We start from the raw sequence: 18,657 nt of genomic DNA, 5'->3' as shown, positions 1-18,657 counted from the left end.
AACGCTCGGCTGGGAAACCCCAGCCGAGCGCCTGCATAAACTGCTCGCGGCCTGATCAACACAACCACCTGTTGCAATGACCCCTAGAAAGCGCCCTCGCCGGTCCGGGCCCTTCGGCGTACGCAATCAGGAGCGTGCGGACCGACCCCGCACGATCGCGAACGCGGCGGCGACGAGCCCGAGCACGCCGACCACCAGCCCGGCGACGCCGAGGCCACGGGCTGTGGAGTCGCTCGAGTCAGCGGCCTTCGACGCGCTGCCCGAGCCGCTCTTCGAAGCGGCCGGCGTCGTCTTCTCCCCACCGGCCGTGAGCTTGAGAACGGGGGCGGGGTTCTCCGGCTCGTCCCCGCCCGCCGCGGCCTCCTCGATCCAGCGGACGGTCTTTCCGTCGGAGTAGGTCTGCAGCGTCTTGAAGGTCAACTGGTCGGTGTTGTCCGGCAGCTGGCCGAAGGCGACGTCGAAGTCCTCGTACTGTCCGGCACCGATCTTCCCGCCGGTCCAGGTGATCGCGGAGACCGCCTCGTTGATGGTGCCGTCATCGGTCTTGACCGGCGTCTTGAGCTTGGTGGTGGTCACCTTGGCGGTCCAGCCGTCCTGCGGGTGGACCAGCACACCGAGCACGGGGTGGTCGGTGGGCAGGAAGACCTGCACCTTGGTGGTGCTCGCGCTGTCCTCCTCGTTGGGCACACGGAAGGTGAGCAGGCCGTCCGTGGCTCCCTTGGCGTAACTCTCCGGGTGGACGGTGACATGCGCGGAAGCGACACCGGCCGCGGCGAGCACTCCGGCGGCGGCGAGGGCGGTGACGGCCGCGGCGCGGCGCAGGGTGGTGCGTGTCGAGGTCATGTGCTTGGACATGGGTGAGTGGATCTCCGTACGACTGAGGGGTGTTGATCGGTCAGCTCGGGTACGGGATCGGGGCCGGGGGTCCGCGCCGGCTGACGGCGTGCCGCAGCGTCGGCCGACGGGCCGGCTCGGGGCCGGCGGGAAGACACAGGATGCGCCGGGCGGGAGCGGGCAGCGGGGCACCCCGCCACCAGGCGACAAGCCCCGGCACGAACGCGACCGCACGCCGCAGCAGCGCCCACAGCGCGACCTCGCCGCGCCGCAGCCACCAGGAGGCGACGAGGGCGGCGAGGAGGTGGGCGGCGGTGGCGTGGGCCGTCGAGTGGGCGTGCATCGCCACCATGGAGTGACCCGGCATCGACGCCATGCGCATGGCGTGCGCGGATCCGGCGCCACCGCTCCGGTGCGCCGCATCGAAGGCGACGTGCAGACCCGCCTGGGTGAGGAGCATGGCCGTACCGATGCCGGGCAGCGACCGCTCCCGCCCACCGAGCGTCCAACCGACCGCGAAGACACCCAGGAAGGCACCGGCGTCGGCCCACAGGGGCGGCATGTCCCCCATGGCCAGTCCGTGCCCGGCGGCAGCGAGCAGCACACACACCGCGGCGAACACGGCGGCGCGCAGGCTCCTTACTGCCGGGGATGCGGTCATGGTGAGGGATCTTCCCACGGTGGGGGGATACGTGGGACGGCGATGGCCTGTTCAAGACATCCATGCGCATGTGACGTGGACGCCTATGCACGGGACCTGCTGGGCGGCCGGCCCAGAGGCCTCAGCGCGGGATCGATGGGCCATGCCACGAAGGCTCCGACGGAGACGGTCCCTGGTCAGGGAGCCGACCGGCAATGGGCTCTGTTCGTCCGTCAGGCGGCCTGCTCACCTCCGCGGCTGGCGGGCGAGATGACGTTGCAGATCGATATGACGAAACTGGTGGACGGGTCCCACCTGGCGCAGAATGCCTCGGCCTCGGGCGTCGTCGAGGAAGGTCATGAGGTCGGGCGGGAATCCCTCGTACCGGGCGAGGTGGCTTTGCGTGAGGACGAAGAGGATGTACGAGGTCTGCCGCAGGGCGCCCAGCATGGCCCCCAGCAGGGCGTAGAGAAAGGCGAACGTCGCCACGCTGAAGATGCCGGAACCGCCGGTCAGGGTGAGGGGTGCGACCGACAGGCCGAAGACCACCAGGAAGACGCCACCGGTCATCAGTGTCATTGTGGCGGTCACCTCGCGGTCTTGGCGCAGGACGGTTTCGGGTCCCACCACCGTGGCCAGATCGGGCGTCTGGACGGACAGACCGAAACCGATGCCGCCGGCGAGCCCGGTGACCAGGGCGATGGACAAGCCGATCGCGGCGATCACCGTCCATGCGGAGGCGTCTGCTCCCCACTGCAACGGCATCGCCGCGCTCACACACGCGGCGATGACCGTGAGCACCAGACTGAGCAGCAGCGCCGCAAGACAACCGGACCGGCTCCATGCCCAGGCCAGACGTCCGCCGGGTACCGCGGCCACTTCCCTCAGGCTGACACGGGCGGCGTAGGAGAGGCCCAGGAAGAGTCCCAGCCTGGCTCCGCTCTCGAGTGCCTCGCCGGTCACGGTAAGAGAGTTGGCCGAGTCCATCGGCTGGATGGTGACTACGAGGAATGTGAGCACCCCCTGCGTCATCGCACCGATCAGTGCGCCGGTCAGCCCCAGGGCCAGGATCCGCGCGGCCCCCAGTGACCGGAACCTCGCCGCCGTCCGGCGGAGGGCCTGGAAGCCCAGGAAGACGACGATCGCGATGCCGGCGAGGTCGCCGCACGTCCACAGGACCGGGGCGTCGCCGGAGGGTGCGACGAGCGTCACCAGGGCGCACGCGGTCGCCACCAGGGCCGGGCGGGCCCCGGCGACGGTCAGTGCGGTCAGGAGCCCGAAATACAGGCCCAGAGAGACGCAGTAGAGGATGTCGCCCTGCGCCCCGTAAGTCAGCGACGACGTCGCGCCGGCGGTGACCGTGGCCGTCGTCAGGACGGCACCACCCAGGAAGACGGCGACGATACGCGCCGCCCGGCGCGCCGGCAGGAGGGACCTCAGCTTCCACCAGGCGATGTCGGGAGCACCGCCCCGGTCGTACTCCAGATGCTGGGCGATCCGGGTCAGGACTCGGTGTGCCTGCGGGGCGTCGGTTCCGTACACGCTGGGGAGGAAGCTCCCGAGCAGGTGCTCGTCCACCTCTTCCCTCGTGCGGAACCGGCCGTCCCGGCAGAGTCCCGCCGGGTCCGGCGGCAGGGTGCGGCCCGGATAGCCCGGTTCCAGGGAGGAGCGGTAGAACCTGCGCGCGAGAAACAGGCCCAACGGGGTGCTCAGGGCCTGCCCGACGGGACTTTGCGTGCCGAGTTCGGCCACTACCGGCTCCCAGCGCCGTGCCTCCGCGGTGCCGGGCCTCCCTCGGAGGTACCTGGCCGCGTCACCTGCGCCCATGGGCAGAATGCTGATTCCCGCCGCCCCGTACACACCGATGGCGACGTCCGCGGCGTGAACGGCCTCGCGGAACTCCGCGAGGCGGCTGGAGAGCACCAGCGGGGCGGTGATCCAAGGCTCGTCGTTGACAGCGGCCAGCACCTTGGCACGCAGGCCGACCGGCAACTCGTCGAAGCCGTCGAGGATCGGCAAGATGCGCTGCCCCTTGATCAGCGCCTCGGCCAGGTCGGCGGCGCCGTGCGTCGCGGGACCGGCCGGTGGAGGTGCGGTCAGTCCGGGATAGCGCTGACGGAGCTGACGGAGCATCAAGTGTGCCAGATTGGTGTCACCTTGATGCCAGGAGCCGAGGTTGAAGAGTACCGGAACACGTTCCTCGGGGGCCGCGTCTCTGCATTCGAGCATATGCAGCAGAAGGCGGTTCAGGAGCGTCGTCTTGCCCGCTCCGGGTTCCCCGAGGAGGAGCAGCCGCCGCGCTGGTGTCCTGACGCTGAACACATCCCCGATGTCGCCGTCACGGCCGGCCAGGCCGGCGGCCGTGGCCGGCCAGTCGTCGGGGTTCCCGGGGCAACCGCCGGGCCACTCGGCCGCGGTGGACCGCAGATCCGACCAGTCGTGGACGAAGTCGAAGTCCGCGGAGGCCCAGGTGACCGGCATCGGAGCAAAGCCGTCCAAGCCACGGGCCTGCGTCTCGGCTTCCCACTGGAGCCGCACGAGGTCGGCCAGATCGCGGGCCGCGGACTCCATGTCGCTCGCCCGCCCGGCGTCGAGCCGGTCGTGCTGGAACGCCTTCCAGGACAGGTACAAGGGGGCCAGAGTGGGCAGTGTCACGCTCAGCATCGATATGACGCCCAGTTTCCCCACGTAGGCCAGGAGCAACGCGGCGCATGCCCCGCCCATCGCCAACGCCCAGTACCACCGACCGACACGCCCCCGTCCGGACGCCCCCGCATCTGCCATATCGACATGGTGTCGGACCGCGGCCCGCGACGGCGGAATATCAGCGTTTTTCCAGGACCGTCTCTCGGCCGCCGGAGAGCAGCCGCCCCGTGCCACTCCGAGGGCGGCTGCTCGCGGACGGCCGGGCAGGAAGAGGGTCCGGAGCGGACATGCGTGCCCCGACGTCACCGTGCGGCACCCGTACAGAACCCAGGCGTACACGGCATCGACGCTCCACGCCAGGGACACGCGTCGCAAAGAGACGGCAGACAGACCTACCGAATGCTCTGCAGCAGCTGCCCCGTGGCCGTCACGGTCCAAAAGGACCAGCCGTTGCGTTGCGGACTGACGTGCGGGTTGAGGGCTCTCACCACGGCGACCGCTGCTCCGCTGGGTGTCTCGTATTCGCCTCGGCCGGGGCCGGAGGGAATGGTGACGGTTCGGGATGCCGGGTCGTAGAAGCCGTTGACGCGCCGGCTTTCGTAGACCACGTGCACTTCGACACCCAGTTCCGTGCGGAGCTCCCGCACCCGTGCCCCGATGAGGGCCGGAGCCGTCCGTTCCTCCGCGATCACCTCCTCGTCGGCGGGCAGTTCGTCGGCGTCGCGGGGAGCGGCTTGGCCGTCATGGACGGGCAGGCCCAGCAGCCGGTTGAGGACGTTGGCCAGCGCGCGCCTGCGTGCGGCCAGGAACTCGGGGAAACGGTCCAGGGACCGCACCTCGGGGTCGTCAGGGATCCACTGCTCGGCCAGGCGCTCCGGCGCGATGTCCGCCATGTACTGATCAGGCAGTCTGGAGGAGATCATCTTGTTGGTCTGGCCTGTGACGAAGGCCAGGTTGGCGAGGCTGTTCCATTCCTCCTTCGCGTAGGTGCCCTGGACCCGGGCGCGGGGGAAGACATGGTGAAACTCGATCTTGGAACCGCTGGTCATCGGCTGGTCGCTGATGGCGATGTTGGTTGCCCAGTCCCGGGCCGTGCCGCGGAGCGCGGCGATGTAGAGCAGCTTGAAGAAGGGATGCGTGGAGTACTTCTGCTCCAGGTCCCTGGGGTGGAGGGCACTGTCCAGTGACCGTGGGCCGGAGGCCCTGCGGATCAGCTCCGCGAACAGGCCCTGTCCCGCACGCGCCCTGATCAGCCTGGCCTCCGCGTCGAGCTTGCCCTCGACCTGCAGCGAGTAGTGGCTGAACGCCATGGCCGTGTACACCCAGCGACGCAGAAGCTGAGCCTCACCGGGCTGCAGTTTTCCGTCCCGGTGATGCAGCAGCAGGGCAGGCGTGATGGTGACGTTCGGGGACGACAGGACCTCGGACCGCGGGATCGAGCACTCGCTCTTGAGGAAGTCGATGGCGAAGCGCAGGGCCCTCTCGGTTGCCTGCCAGGCCTCCTTCAGCGCGACTTCGTCGATCTGCGCCCCGATGAGCTTGATGTGGTGCGCGCCTGTTCCCGCCAGAAGGCTCATGAGGCGCAGGACGGCTTCGCGGTTGAGGGGGAAGTTGCTGTCCTGCAGTTCCTCGTGGAAGGCGTCCATGGTTGCCAGGCCGTCGGACCAACGAGCCGCGATGGCGCTGTAGACGAGATCCCCCTTGGAGAGCCGTCGGCCGCCTTTGTTGAGCCGGGCGAAGAGCTCGGCGACCTCTTCGTAGTCGTCCGACTCGTAGGTGATGACGGCGATCTGGTGATGCCGGATGTTGTTCACCTTCTGCAGGCGCTGAGTCCATGTGTCGAAGTTCGGGTCGCCGATCGGCACACCTGCCTTCAGCAGGACTTGGTAGAACTGCACGTTCTCCTGCAACAGTGTCGACACCGGGATCAGCAGTTCGTCCTTGCGCTGCACGGCGCTCGGGTTGACGAACTCCTCGGTGCGCACGTCGAAGCGCAGGTCGATGAGCCGTCCGTCGGCCTTGGACGCCGGACGGTACACCCAGGCGAGGGAGGTCAGCCGTTGCTGCCCGTCCAGTAAATAGAGGGGCTGGTGTGCGTACTTGGCCGTCTGGACGACGGAGGCGGTTTTGAAGGGGACAGCGAGGTTGGTCTTCCACAGCAGCAGCGCGCCGACGGGATAGCCCCGGTAGAGCGAGTCGAAGAGGTCTCGCACATCCGGTCTCATCCAGACGAAGTCCCGCTGAATGGAGGGGATCACCACCCTGCCGAGCAGCAGGTCCTCCACCTGGGAGATGATCTTCTCGTTCGCCAGTCCCACGCTGCCCCCAACTGCTTTCGGCATCCGTTGCCGGATCCGCTGTCGGAGTGACGACTACCCCTTCTGCTCCACCCGCACCCAATCCACCTCAGCCTGCACTCCCCCGCCCGCAACCCGGTCCACACTCGACTGCGGCAACCCCCAGTAGGGACTGGTCACCTTGTTCCAGCCCGCCGGATACGCGCCGCCCAGGGCTAGGTTGAGGATCACGTACTGGTCGTGGTCGTAGACCCACTGGCCGCGGGTCGACTCGAGGACGTTGCGGGTCGTCTCCTGGACGAGGCGGTCGTCGACATAGAAGCGCATCGCCGTCGGGGTCCATTCGACCGCGTACGTGTGCCACTGGTCCGCCGTGCCGCCGCCCGGGTACGCCTGGCGGGCGCCGATGTTGCCGTCCGCCGAGTAGCCCGGGCCGTGCAGGGCCGAGCTGGTCCAGTCGCCGTAGCCGATGTTCTCCATGATGTCGGTCTCGCCGGAGGCCGGCCAGGAGACGGAAGGGTCGTCCACGTTGCTGCCGAGCAGCCAGAAGGCGGGCCAGAAGCCGTCGCCGACCGGCAGCTTCATGCGGGCGCTGACCTTGCCGTACGTGAAGTCGACGTGGGTGTGGGTGTCGATGCGGCCCGAGGTGAAGTCGTAGGTGCCGCCGCCCGCCTGGGTGCATCCCTTGCAGTACTTCGCCCGGAGGATCAACTCTTCTTTCTCCGTACGGACGTTGTCCGTCGAGTCGGCGTACGCCTGGGACTCGCCGTTGACCGGGCCCATCTCCGTGCCGGTGCGCACCACCCGCCACTTCGACCGGTCGAGGGAGGCGCCCGTGAAGTCGTCGAAGAAGGTGGTGCGGTACGTGCCCGGCTGGTCGGCCGGCAACCCCGGATAGGCGGCTGAGGCGCTGCCGCCGGTGCCCCAGACCTGGAACTCGTAGAGCGAGTAGCCGAACTGGGCCGTGGCGGGGGCGGGGTTGTAGAAGGAGCGGCGTTCCTTGCCGAGCATCCGGACGTAGCGGGCGGTCACGGGGGAAGGCAGCCTCACCGTGTCGTGCAGGCCTGCCGCTTCGGACGGCGATCTGACGTCGGCGCGGCGGGCGGCGATGTCGGCGGAGGAGGGCTCGTAGACCGTGCGCCAGGTGCGGTTGTCGTCGGACACCTGGAGGAGGTAGTCGACGGCGTAGGCCGACTCCCAGTACAGGTCCACCGTGTCGATCGTCGACTGCGCCCCCAGGTCCACCGCCACCCAGCGGTCCGCGTTCCAGTCGCTCGACCAGCGGGTCAGGTCTCCCTTCAGGTCTGACGGCCAGCCGCCGTCCGTGACGAAGGACGGCGAGTTTCCCGCGTGCTGGTAGTAGTTCGAGTACGCCGGGTGGTTCAGCGCGAGGTTGGTGCGGGTCGTGGACGCCGGAGCGGGTTCTCCGCCGTAGACCTTGAAGCTCCACAGCGAGTAGCCATAGGGGGTGGCGCGTTCCAGGCCGCGCAGGCGGACGTAGCGGCCGGTGACCTCCTGCGGGTAGGTGTGGGCGGTGACGGAGCCGCCGGTGCCCGCGGTCTCGGTGTAGAAGGGGGTCCAGTCCGTGCCGTTCTTCGAGACCTCCAGGACGTAGCGCTTGCCGTAGGCGACCTCCCAGTCGAGGACGACACGGTCGACGCGGATCGTCGAGCCGAGGTCGACGCGGATCCAGGCGTCGTCGGCGAAGTTGCTGGACCAGCGGGTGGCGCCGTTGCCGTCGGCGGCGAGGTCTGGGGTGAGGCCGGCGTTCTCGCTGCCGGAGGCGGTGACCGCGGCCGGGTTCACGGCGTGGGCGGCGGCCGCGCGGTCGGTGTCCCAGGAGACGGCGGCCGCGGCGGCGTGGGCGGGGGCGGCCAGGAGCGGGCCGGAGGCGGCCAGCAGCGCCGCTGCGGCGATCGTGGCGAGCAGGGTGCGGGGGGTACGGGACGGCATACGGCTCTCCTTGTGGGGTGGATGTGCTCGTCGTGCTCGTCGTGCTCCGAGTGCTCGTCGTGCTTCTCGCACACTTGGCGTGTATTTGTTGCGTTCATGACATCTACCCGCAGAGGGCGGGCCAGTGGCCACGGGCTCCCGCACCCGTGGCCACCGGCCGTCCGGGCCCCGGCTCAGGCGGCCCGGCGTGCCTGGCCGCGGTGGGCGCGGACGATGTCCGCGTACCGGTGTCCGCTGCCCTTGATCGTGCGCACCTGGGTGCGGTAGTCGACGTGGACGAGACCGAAGCGCTTGGCGTAGCCGTACGCCCACTCGAAGTTGTCCAGCAGCGACCAGGCGAAGTAGCCGGCGAGCGGGGCACCCTTGCGGGCCGCCGAGGCGCAGGCGGCGAGGTGGCGCTCCAGGTAGTCCTGGCGCTCCGGGTCGTCGACGGTGCCGTCGGGGCGGACCACGTCCAGGAAGGCCGAGCCGTTCTCGGTGACGTAGATCTTCCGTGCGCCGTACTCCTCGGTGAGGCGCAGCAGCAGGGTCTCGATGCCGCTCGCGTCGATCTCCCAGTCCATGCCGGTGCGCGGGACGTCCGGGCGGCGTACGGCACGGACGTGGGGGGCCGGGCCGGCGGGGTCGTCGGCGACGTACGCCGGGAAGTAGTAGTTCAGGCCGAGCCAGTCCAGCGGGGCCGCGATGGTCTCCAGGTCGCCCGGCTGCTCGGGGAGTTCGACGCCGTACGTCTCGACCATGTCGGCCGGGAAGCCGCGGCCGTGCACCGGGTCGAGCCACCAGCGGTTCACATGGCCGTCGTGGCGGCGGGCGGCCGCCAGGTCCTCGGGGCGGTCGGTGGCGGCGTGCACGGTGGAGAGGTTATTGACGATGCCGACCTGTGCGTCGGGGGCGGCGGCGCGGATCGCCTGCGTGGCGAGGCCGTGGCCGAGGAGCAGGTGGTAGGAGGCGCGCACGGCCGCGGTGAGTTCGGTCCAGCCAGGGGCCATCTTGCCCTCCAGGTGGCCGATCCAGGCCGAGCAGGAGGGCTCGTTGAGCGTCGCCCACGACTTCACGCGGTCACCGAGGCGCTCGGCCACGGTCGAGGCGTACTCGGCGAAGGCGAGGGCGGTCGCCCGCTCCGGCCAGCCGCCGCGGTCCTGCAGCGCCTGCGGCAGGTCCCAGTGGTAGAGCGTGACGGACGGGGTGATGCCCGCCGCCAGCAGGGCGTCCACCAACTCGTCGTAGAAGGCCAGGCCCTTGGGGTTGACGGGGCCGTCGCCGCCGGGGATCGCCCGTGGCCAGGCGACGGACAACCGGTAGGCGTTGGTGCCGAGTTGCCGCATCAGGCCGAGGTCCTCGCGCCAGCGGTGGTAGTGGTCGCACGCGACGTCGCCGTTGTCGTCGTTCGCGATCTTCCCCGGGGTGTGCGAGAAGGTGTCCCAGATCGACGGTGAACGGCCGTCCTCGGCGACGGCCCCCTCGATCTGGTACGCCGCTGTGGCCGTGCCCCACAGGAAGTCGTGCGGTAGTGCGGCGAGGTCGATGCGTTCGGACACGTAAGTCCCTTCGGAATACGGGGTGTTGGTCACTTGACGGCGCCCGCCGTCAGACCGGCGACCAGATAGCGCTGGAGGAGGAGGAAGCCGGCCACCACCGGCACGCTGACGACCAGCGAGGCGGCCATGATCTGGTTCCAGTACACGTTGTTGAGGGTCGAGTAGCCCTGGAGGCCGACGGCGAGGGTGCGGGTGGTGTCGTTGGTCATGACGGACGCGAAGAGCACCTCGCCCCACGCGGTCATGAAGGCGTACACGGCGACCGCGACGATGCCGGGGACCGCGGCCGGCACGACGATCCTGAGCAGCGCGCCGAGCGGGCCGCAGCCGTCCACCAGCGCCGCCTCGTCCAGGTCTCGCGGCACCGAGTCGAAGTAGCCGATCAGCATCCAGATCGAGAACGGGAGGGAGAAGGTGAGGTACGTCAGGATCAGGCCGCCGCGGGAGCCGAACAGGGCGATGCCGGTCGCGTTGCCGATGTTGACGTAGATGAGGAACAGCGGGAGGAGGAAGAGGATGCCGGGGAACATCTGCGTCGACAGCACGGTCACCGTGAAGACCCGCTTGCCGCGGAACTCGTAGCGGCTGACGGCGTAGGCGGCGAACACCGCGATGACCACCGAGCAGACGGTCGCCGCGCCCGCCACGATCAGCGAGTTCACGAAGTACTTGGCGAGCGGGACCGTCGACCAGATGTCGATGTACGGCCGGACGGTCAGCCCGCTGGGCAGCCAGCGGAACTTGCCCGTCACGTCCGCGAGCGGCTTCAGCGAGCTGGAGACCATCACGTACACCGGCAGCAGCACGAAGCCGGTGAGCAGGGTGAGGAAGATCCGCCGGGACCACAGGAACGAACGGGGCGGCGCCATCGGGGAGCTGGGATCAGACATCGGCGGCCCTCCGCCCGCGCGAGGTGAACAGGAGGTACAGGCCCGTCACGACCAGCAGGAACAGCAGGAGCAGGACGGACATGGCGGATCCGGTGCCGAAGTTCCAGGTGACGAACGAGGCCTGGTAGATGTGCACCGAGATGAGGTCGGCGGCCTCGGGGGCGGCCTTGCCGAACATCACGTACGGCGTGTTGAAGTCGTTGAACGTCCACAGGAACAGGACCAGGATCAGCACCTGGTTGACCGGGCGCAGGGACGGCAGGGTGATGCGGCGGATCTGCTGCCACATCCCGGCGCCGTCCAGCGCGGCCGCCTCGTACAGCTCGCGCGGGATGTTCTGCAGTCCGGCCATCACGATGAGGAAGGCGAACGGCCAGCCCTTCCACACGGACACGGTCAGCAGGGCGTAGAAGCTGTTGTCGCCGATGAGCCAGAAGGAGGGCTTGCCGGTGAGGTGCAGCTGGTCCTGCAGGACGTGGTTCACCAGGCCGTTGTCGTGCTGGAACATGAACACCCAGGTGATGACGGCCGCGTAGACGGGCAGCGCGTACGGCACCAGGAACAGGGCGCGCAGCAGACCGCGACCGCGGAAGGTGTCCTGCATGAAGATCGCGGCGGCGGTGCCGATCAGCCAGCACAGGCCGACCGACAGCAGGGTGAAGCCGACGGTGACGAAGAACGAGTGCAGCAGTGCCTCGCCCACGGGCGCGTCGAAGTCCACCGACAGCTTGTAGTTGCCGAGGCCGGACCAGGGGGCGGTCCCCCAGTCGCGAATGTAGAACTGGGTGAGTTCCTTGAAGCTCATCACGATGCCGATGACCATCGGCACCAGATGGACGAGGAGTTCGAGCAGCAGGGCGGGCAGAAGCAGCAGGTACGGCAGTCCGATGCGACGGATCCGCCCGGCGCGGCGGCGGTTCTCGCGCGCCGCGCCGGGGGAGGTCTCGCGCACCGGCTCCTTCAGAGCGGTGGTGGTCATGGTGCTCAGGCCGCCGGCATCTGCTGCTGGGCCTTCTCCAGCTTGGCCTTGACGGAGTCGGTGGTCACCGCGCGTCCGGCGGCGGCGTCGGCGAACAGCTCCTTGACGGCCGTGCCGACCGTCGTCTCGAACTGCGACTCGGCGGCGACCTGGGGCAGCGCGGCAGCGCTGGTGGCGAGGGTGCTCTTCAGCACCGCGGTCGCCGGGGAGTTGAACGCCGCGTCCTCCTGGGCGGCCTTGACCGGCGGGACGGTGCTGTAGGCCGTGTTGAGGGTCTTCTGCTCGTCGTCGCTGGTCATGAACTTCACGAACTTCGTGGCGCCGTCGAGGTTGTGGCTGTTCTTGAAGACCGCGATGTTGATGCCGGCGACCATCGAGTTGGTCTGGGCGCCGGCGCCGGGGGTGCCGGACTGCACGGGCACGGGGGCGATGCCGTAGGCGTCCTCGCTCATGCCCTGGGACTTGAGGTTGGCGGAGGCGGACTGCCACAGCAGTATGGCCTGCTTGCCCTTGGCGAAGTCGCTGACGGACTGGTTCTGCGCGTACTCGGCGTCGCCGGTCGGGATGACCTTGTCCTTGGCCATCAGGTCGACGTACTGCTTGACCGCGTCGACCACCTTGGGGTTGGTGAAGTCCGGCTTGCCGTCGGCGGTGAAGAAGTCGGCGCCGTGCTGCTTGGCGAAGACGAAGACGTGGTGGATGTTCTCCGACACGTTCGAGCCCTCGGCGCCGAGGACCGACTTGCCCTTCGCCTTGATCTTCTTGCCGTCGGCGATCAGCTCGTCCCAGGTGGCCGGGGGCTTGGAGATGCCGGCGTCGGCGAAGATCTGCTTGTTGTAGTAGAGCGCGTACGCCATCGAGTACAGCGGTACGGCGGCCGGGTCCTTGCCCTGGGCGCCCGTGGATCCGAGCGCGGACTCGACGAACCGGTCCTTGCCGCCGATCTTGTCGAAGTTCTTGGCGTCCCACGGCAGCAGTGCACCGGTCGCCTGCAGGGAGGCGCTCCAGGTGTTGCCGATGTTCAGCACGTCCGGGCCCTGGCCGGACGTGGTGGCCGTCAGAATCCGGTTGAGCAGGTCGGACCAGGGCACGACCTCCAGCTTCACCTTGATCCCGGTCTGCTTCTCGAACTTGTCGAGTTCGGGCTGGAGGACCTTCTTGTCGACGGCGATACTGGCGCCCTGGTTGGAGGCCCAGTAGGTCAGCGTCTTCGGCGAGTCGTCGGACCCGCTGCCGCTCGACGAACCGCCTCCGCAGGCCGTAGCCGCGAGGGCGAGAGACATGGTGACGGCGCCTACGGCCGCGGCTCGGATGCTGCGCATGGCTCCAGGTGTCCCTTTCCGGGAGTCGAGAACCCCGAGGGACCGCTCGCGGAAGCCGACACCCGTTCGACCCTCGAAGCCCCTCATGGCTTAATTTAGGATGTGAGTTAAACCTCAAGAGAATCGCTCGTCAAGGGATCCGGCAACGGCATCCGCTCCGGCGGGCCACGAATTTGCGCGAACCAGGGAGGTCGGGTGGCAGGGCTGGGCGGCCGTACGGTGCGTGACCTGCGGCGGGAGAGCCGGAGCGCCGTTCTGCAACGGTTGTATTTCGACGGCCCGATGAGCCGGCACGCGCTCGGCCCGGCGGTCGGGCTGAGTTCGGGCTCCGTCAGCAACGTCGCGGCCGAACTCCTCGCCGACGGCCTGGTGGAGGAGGCGGGCAGCGTCGGCTCCGACGCCGGCCGCCCGCGCCGACTGCTGCGGATACGACCGGACAGCGGCCGGCTCATCGGGGTCGACGTCGGCGAGACCCGGGTGCGCGTGGAGCTGTTCGACCTCGGACTACGCGAACTCGCCCACACAGAACGCCTGTTGGGCCCGCGCAGATACGACGTCGACGCCGTCGTCGGCCATGTGCACGAGGGCATGGCCGAGGTGCTCCGTACGGCCGCGCTCGCCCCCGACGACCTCCTCGGCGTGGGCATCGGCGTGCCCGGCATCATCGAGGACGCGGGCGAGCAGGGCGCCGTCGTTCACGGCCAGACGATCGGCTGGGACGCGGTCCCACTGGAGCGACGGCTTCGCCTGACCGGCCAACTCCCCTCCCACATCCCCTACTTCATCGACAACGGCGCCAAGACCCTGGGCCAGGCCGAGATGTGGTTCGGCGCGGGCCGCGGCGCCCGCAACGCCGTGGTCGTCCTCTTCGGCTCCGGCGTCGGCGCCTGCGTGGTCACCGAGGAGGCAGCCCAGGGACGGGCGGTGGAGTGGGGACATCTGACGGTACGGGTCGGCGGGCGCCGATGCCGGTGCGGTGCCCGGGGCTGCCTGGAGGCGTACGCGGGCGCGGAGGCACTGGTGGCACGCTGGCGGGAGGCGGGCGGGCAACCGTCGCCCGGGGCAGGCGAAGAGAGGGCCCTCACCGAACTGCTCGCCGCAGCCCGCCCCTCGAACGACAGCCCGCCCGACCCGGTGGCGGCGGCCGTCCTGGCCGAGACGGCCGAGTACCTGGGCGCCGGCCTGTCCGACCTGATCAACCTCTTCCAGCCCGAACGCGTCCTGATCGGCGGCTGGGCGGGCCTGCAACTCGGCGGCGCCTTCCTGGACGAGGTCCGCGCTCACGCCCTCGCACAGGCACTCCGCTTCCCCGCGGGCCTGGTCGGCATCGAACTGGGCCGACTCGGTCCGGACGCGGTCACCGTGGGGGCGGCGGTCCTTCCGCTGGCGGCGTTCCTCGCCCGGGGCGGGCAACGACCGAGGCCCGCGGCGCGGCCGGTGAAGGCACCGGCCTGGCGGGCGACGGTGGACGGACGGCTGGCGTGAGGGTCCCTCCGGGGGTTGAGCAGGCATCGTGTTCCCGGCCGAGTCGGCACCAGTCAGGGTTTCCGCGTCGGCCGGTGTCGGTGGCCAGCCCGGGGGTGCCGGTGGAGCGCCGTCGGCACCGGTCAGGGTTTCCGCGTCGGCCGGTGTCGGTGCGCAGCCGGGTGGGTGTCGGGGGAGCGCGCCTCATCGCCGCAGCAAGGCGGCGTCGTTACGACCGGCCAAGTGAGCAGTTCGCCGCGCCGCCGACCGGCAAACCGCCCGGCGCGCCACAGGCCCAGCGAGGTCAGCCGCGCCGTCGGCGCCGCCTCGGCACCAGGCTGGGCACGGCAGGCACGGCATTCCCGGACGACGGCCCCGGGCTGGGGCAGCCGTAAGACCGTGTCGAGCGCGCGGCAGCGCGAGTCGGCTGCTCCGAATCGCGCCGCCGGCACGGCGGCACGGCGGCACGGCGTGGCGCGTACCCCGCAGGGCACCGTCAGGGCTCCTCCGGCCGGAAGTCCTGTAGAACGTCCCCGCCCGGTTGGACGATTCCATAGCTGTCCGCCGGGACCTCGATCCAGGCGCCGGGCAGGTCACCGAGGGGTTCCGAGACCACCAGGCGGGTCTCGTCCGAGACGTCCCTCAAGAAGTCGGTCTCCGGGTGCAGGGCTCGTAGGTCCTCCACGCCGGCGCTGTAGTACAGCGACCTCGGCGTGCCCTCGCTGGCGTACCGGAAGGCCAGGAGCCGTTCCCCGTCGGCCACCGCGATCGTCATCTGCAGCGGGGCCTGCACCCCGTGCTCCCGGGCGATCCGCTCGACGAAGCCCGTCATACGGGCGACGGCACCGGGCGGGTCCTCCTCCAGTCCGAACGTGAGGGCCAGGTAGAACATCGCCTCGGAGTCCGTGGTGCCCTCGATCGACGCGAAGAGCTCCGGGTCGACGGCGAGGAGGAGATCCCGGCGGAATGTGTGGAAGCCCGCGATGGAGCCGTTGTGCATCCACATCCAGCGGTCGTACCGGAACGGGTGGCAGTTGGTCTGCTGCACTGCCGTACCGGTGGAGGCCCGGACGTGCGCGAAGAACAGGGGGGCGCGGACGTGCCCGGCGATCTCCCGTAGGTTGCGGTTGCTCCAGGCCGGGCCGATGTCGTGGAACACGGCCGGAGTGCGGGCGTGTTCCTCGTACCAGCCGATGCCGAAACCGTCGCCGTTGGTCGTCTCGACGCCCATCCGCGCGTGCAGGCTCTGGTCGATCAGCGAGTGTTTCGGGCGGTACAGGACCTCGTCCATGACCAGAGGAGTTCCCGAGTAGGCAAGCCAGCGGCACATGGTTCACGCCCTTCGCAGATGATCGCGGCGGCCGACGGTCATGCCGCGTCCGTTCCCGGCAGGTCCAGCCCGAAGGCCACCCCGATGTTCTGGGCCGCGGACACCACACGGGCGCTGCCCACAACGGGGGCGATCGCCACGAGCGTGCCCTGGATCTTCTCGAACGGGAGGCCGAGCTGTTCCGCCGTGCCGATGTTGAGCAGGTAGGAGGCCGGTGCGGCGTCCAGGGCCACCAGGGCGGCGATGCGGGCGAGCAGATAGCTCTCCGCATCGAGTCCGGACCGCTCGAAGGTGTCGAGCGTCATCCGGACGATCGTTTCGAACACAGGAGCGTTCGCCTCGGCGAGAGCGGCCACGCCACTCGCGCCCGTGCTGTCCTCGGTCATCTTCGCCTCACGCCTTCCGGGCCACGGACCACCGGTGTCCGTCTTCCACCTCATCCGGCTCCCCGAGTGAGCGCATCGCCCGGCGAGGGTGATTTTCCGGCCGTCCGGGGGCAGCCCGGGTACCGAGGACCGCCACTGTGTCCTCGGTCCCCCGGCGCTCGTCGTTCCGCTGCAGAGGTCGCGGGCCGGCCGGTGCAGGCACGAGGGGCGCGTGGTGCGCCCCTCGTGCCGGTGCGGCCCACCGCACCAGGGCAGGGCTACCGAGCCGGTGCCGGCTGCGGCGCCGGTGCGTAACCGGCCGGCCGGGTGGTGAACGTGCCCCGCCCCTGGGTCCGGCTGCGCAACCGCGTCGCGTAGCCGAACAGCTCGGCCAGTGGCACGGTCGCGGTCAGCACCGCGGAGCCGCCCCGGCTCTCGGTCCCGTTGACCCGGCCACGCCGAGCGGCCAGATCACCGAGCACCCCGCCGACCGCGTCCTCCGGGACGGTGACCGTGACCTCGGCCACCGGTTCCAGCAGGGCCACCGCGCAGGCACGCAGCGCCTCGCGCAGTCCCAGCCGCCCCGCGGTGCGGAAGGCCATCTCGGAGGAGTCCTTCACATGGGTGGAGCCGTCGGTCAGCGTGACCCGCAGACCGGTCACCGGATGCCCGTCGAGCGGCCCCTCGGCCAGGGCGTCCCGGCAGCCAGCCTCCACGGCGCGCACGTACTCCTGCGGCACCCGTCCGCCGACCACGACGGACCGGAACTCGAAGCCGGTGGCCCCGACTTCGGCCCCGAGCGGCTCGACGTCGAGAACGACATGGGCGAACTGCCCGGCCCCGCCGTCCTGTTTGACATGCCGGTGGACCAGTCCGCTCACCCCGCGTACGACAGTCTCCCGATGCGCGACCCGCGGACGCCCCACGACGACTTCCGGTCCACCGTCACGGCGGATCTTCTCCACAGCAACCTCCAGATGCAGCTCGCCCATCCCGGACAGCACGGTCTGCCCGGTTTCGTCGTCGGTGCGCACCACCAGCGAGGGGTCCTCCTCCGCCAGCCGCGCGAGCGCAGTCGCCAGCCGCCCGGTGTCGGTGCTGCGGCGCGCCTCGACGGCGACGGACACCACGGGCTCGGCGACCACGGGAGCCTCCAGGAGCAGCGGGGCGCCGGGATCGCAGAGGGTCGAACCGGCCCGCGCCGACTTCAGGCCCGCGAGCGCGACGATGTCACCGGCGACCGCCCGGTCCAGCTGGACGTGCCGGTCCGCCATGACCCGCAGGATCCGCGCCACCCGCTCGGTGCGCCCGGTGCCGGGGTCCCACACGGTGTCTCCCTTCCCGATCGTGCCCGAGTAGACGCGCACACAGGTCAGGCGCCCGATGCCGCCCGCGTTCACCTTGAACGCGAGCGCAGCGAACGGCGCTTCGGGGTCGGCGGGCCGCCGCTGTTCGGTGTCGCCGTGGACACCGCGCACGGCGGGCACGTCCAGCGGCGACGGCAGGTACGCCACCACCGCGTCCAGCAGCGGTTCGATGCCGCGGTTGCGGTAGGCGGAGCCGCACAGCACGACCACGCCGTCACCGGTGCGGGTGAGGTCCCGAAGGGCGGCGACCAGGGTCGGCTCGGACAGGGCCGACTCCGCGCAGAACTCCTCCAGCGCGGCCGGATGCAGCTCGGCCACCGCCTCCTCCAGCAGCCGGCGCCGCCGCCGGGCCTCCTCCGTCAGCGTCTCGGGAATCGGCCCCTCCACCGCCGTACCGCCACCGCCGTCCCAGACCAGGGAGCGCATGCGCACCAGGTCGACCACGCCGGTGAAACCGTCCTCGGCCCCGATCGGCAACTGGACGGCGAGCGGGGCAGGATGCAGCCGCTCCCGGATCGAGGCGACGGCCCGGTCGAGGTCGGCGCCCGCGCGGTCCAGCTTGTTGACGAAGGCGATTCTCGGCACACCGTGCCGGTCGGCCTGTCGCCACACCGACTCGCTCTGCGGCTCGACGCCGGCGACGGCGTCGAAGACGGCGATCGCCCCGTCGAGGACGCGCAGCGAACGTTCGACCTCGTCGGCGAAGTCGACGTGGCCCGGGGTGTCGATGAGGTTGATGCGATGGCCGTCCCAGCCGCAGCTGACGGCGGCGGCGAAGATGGTGATGCCACGGTCGCGTTCCTGCGGGTCGAAGTCGGTGACGGTGGTGCCGTCGTGGACCTCGCCGCGCTTGTGGGTGGTCCCCGTCGCGTACAGGAAGCGCTCGGTGACGGTGGTCTTGCCGGCGTCGACGTGGGCGAGGATGCCGAGGTTGCGGACGGTGGCGAGGGTGCTGAGGTTGGTACGCACGGCCCAGGGCCTTTCTGCGGATCAGGAAAAAGGGGCAGCGCGATTTCCCGTGCTCAGGAGCGG

The 18,657-nt window shown here is 70.1% G+C and carries 13 protein-coding genes; 1 reads left to right on the top strand and 12 read right to left on the bottom strand.

All coding sequences use genetic code 11. From position 1 onward, the window contains the following. Positions 1-126 precede the first annotated feature (126 nt). From ACIRVH_RS03525 to ACIRVH_RS03485, 9 genes are all read right to left on the bottom strand, one after another. Positions 127-843, bottom strand: coding sequence for a YcnI family protein (locus ACIRVH_RS03525; RefSeq protein ID WP_403947823.1), 717 nt, complete (start codon positions 841-843; stop codon positions 127-129). Positions 844-895: 52 nt separating this feature from the next. After that, on the bottom strand, positions 896-1,495 hold the full coding sequence (locus tag ACIRVH_RS03520) for a hypothetical protein (RefSeq protein ID WP_403947768.1): 600 nt from the start codon (positions 1,493-1,495) through the stop codon (positions 896-898). A 225-nt stretch (positions 1,496-1,720) separates the two neighbouring features. Beyond that, a complete protein-coding gene (locus tag ACIRVH_RS03515) occupies positions 1,721-4,129 on the bottom strand; it encodes an NACHT domain-containing protein (protein WP_403947767.1) in 2,409 nt (802 codons plus the stop codon). A 383-nt stretch (positions 4,130-4,512) separates the two neighbouring features. Beyond that, positions 4,513-6,438 carry a DUF262 domain-containing protein gene (locus tag ACIRVH_RS03510; protein ID WP_403947766.1) on the bottom strand — a complete coding sequence of 642 codons (1,926 nt, stop codon included), beginning with the start codon at positions 6,436-6,438 and terminating at the stop codon, positions 4,513-4,515. A 54-nt stretch (positions 6,439-6,492) separates the two neighbouring features. Continuing rightward, complete coding sequence (locus ACIRVH_RS03505; RefSeq protein ID WP_403947764.1) at positions 6,493-8,370, bottom strand: discoidin domain-containing protein; 1,878 nt, start codon at positions 8,368-8,370, stop codon at positions 6,493-6,495. Between the two features lie 173 nt (positions 8,371-8,543). Beyond that, complete coding sequence (locus ACIRVH_RS03500) at positions 8,544-9,908, bottom strand: GH1 family beta-glucosidase (RefSeq protein WP_403947762.1); 1,365 nt, start codon at positions 9,906-9,908, stop codon at positions 8,544-8,546. 29 nt (positions 9,909-9,937) lie between these two features. After that, positions 9,938-10,777 carry a carbohydrate ABC transporter permease gene (locus ACIRVH_RS03495; RefSeq protein ID WP_403947821.1) on the bottom strand — a complete coding sequence of 280 codons (840 nt, stop codon included), beginning with the start codon at positions 10,775-10,777 and terminating at the stop codon, positions 9,938-9,940. A 13-nt stretch (positions 10,778-10,790) separates the two neighbouring features. Then, positions 10,791-11,777, bottom strand: coding sequence for a carbohydrate ABC transporter permease (locus ACIRVH_RS03490; RefSeq protein WP_403947760.1), 987 nt, complete (start codon positions 11,775-11,777; stop codon positions 10,791-10,793). A 5-nt stretch (positions 11,778-11,782) separates the two neighbouring features. After that, complete coding sequence (locus ACIRVH_RS03485) at positions 11,783-13,099, bottom strand: ABC transporter substrate-binding protein (RefSeq protein WP_403947758.1); 1,317 nt, start codon at positions 13,097-13,099, stop codon at positions 11,783-11,785. Positions 13,100-13,294: 195 nt separating this feature from the next. Between ACIRVH_RS03485 and ACIRVH_RS03480 the strand changes: the two genes are divergently transcribed. After that, positions 13,295-14,584: an ROK family protein gene (locus ACIRVH_RS03480; protein WP_403947756.1), complete on the top strand. Its 1,290-nt coding sequence runs from the start codon at positions 13,295-13,297 to the stop codon at positions 14,582-14,584. A 475-nt stretch (positions 14,585-15,059) separates the two neighbouring features. On the opposite strand, the gene ACIRVH_RS03475 is transcribed toward ACIRVH_RS03480, so the two are convergent. From ACIRVH_RS03475 to fusA, 3 genes are all read right to left on the bottom strand, one after another. After that, entirely contained in the window at positions 15,060-15,893 is an 834-nt protein-coding gene (locus tag ACIRVH_RS03475) for a class II glutamine amidotransferase (RefSeq protein WP_403947754.1), read from the bottom strand. A 38-nt stretch (positions 15,894-15,931) separates the two neighbouring features. Continuing rightward, positions 15,932-16,279 carry a carboxymuconolactone decarboxylase family protein gene (locus ACIRVH_RS03470; protein WP_403947752.1) on the bottom strand — a complete coding sequence of 116 codons (348 nt, stop codon included), beginning with the start codon at positions 16,277-16,279 and terminating at the stop codon, positions 15,932-15,934. A gap of 257 nt (positions 16,280-16,536) precedes the next feature. Beyond that, entirely contained in the window at positions 16,537-18,594 is a 2,058-nt protein-coding gene (fusA, locus tag ACIRVH_RS03465; protein ID WP_403947751.1) for an elongation factor G, read from the bottom strand. Positions 18,595-18,657: the final 63 nt, after the last annotated feature.

The sequence above is a fragment of the Streptomyces sp. NPDC101165 genome, from assembly GCF_044768135.1.
In the GTDB taxonomy this organism is placed as follows: domain Bacteria; phylum Actinomycetota; class Actinomycetes; order Streptomycetales; family Streptomycetaceae; genus Streptomyces.
The sequence above is the reverse complement of the archived record's forward strand: the minus strand, read 5'-3'. Positions and strand labels throughout refer to the sequence as shown.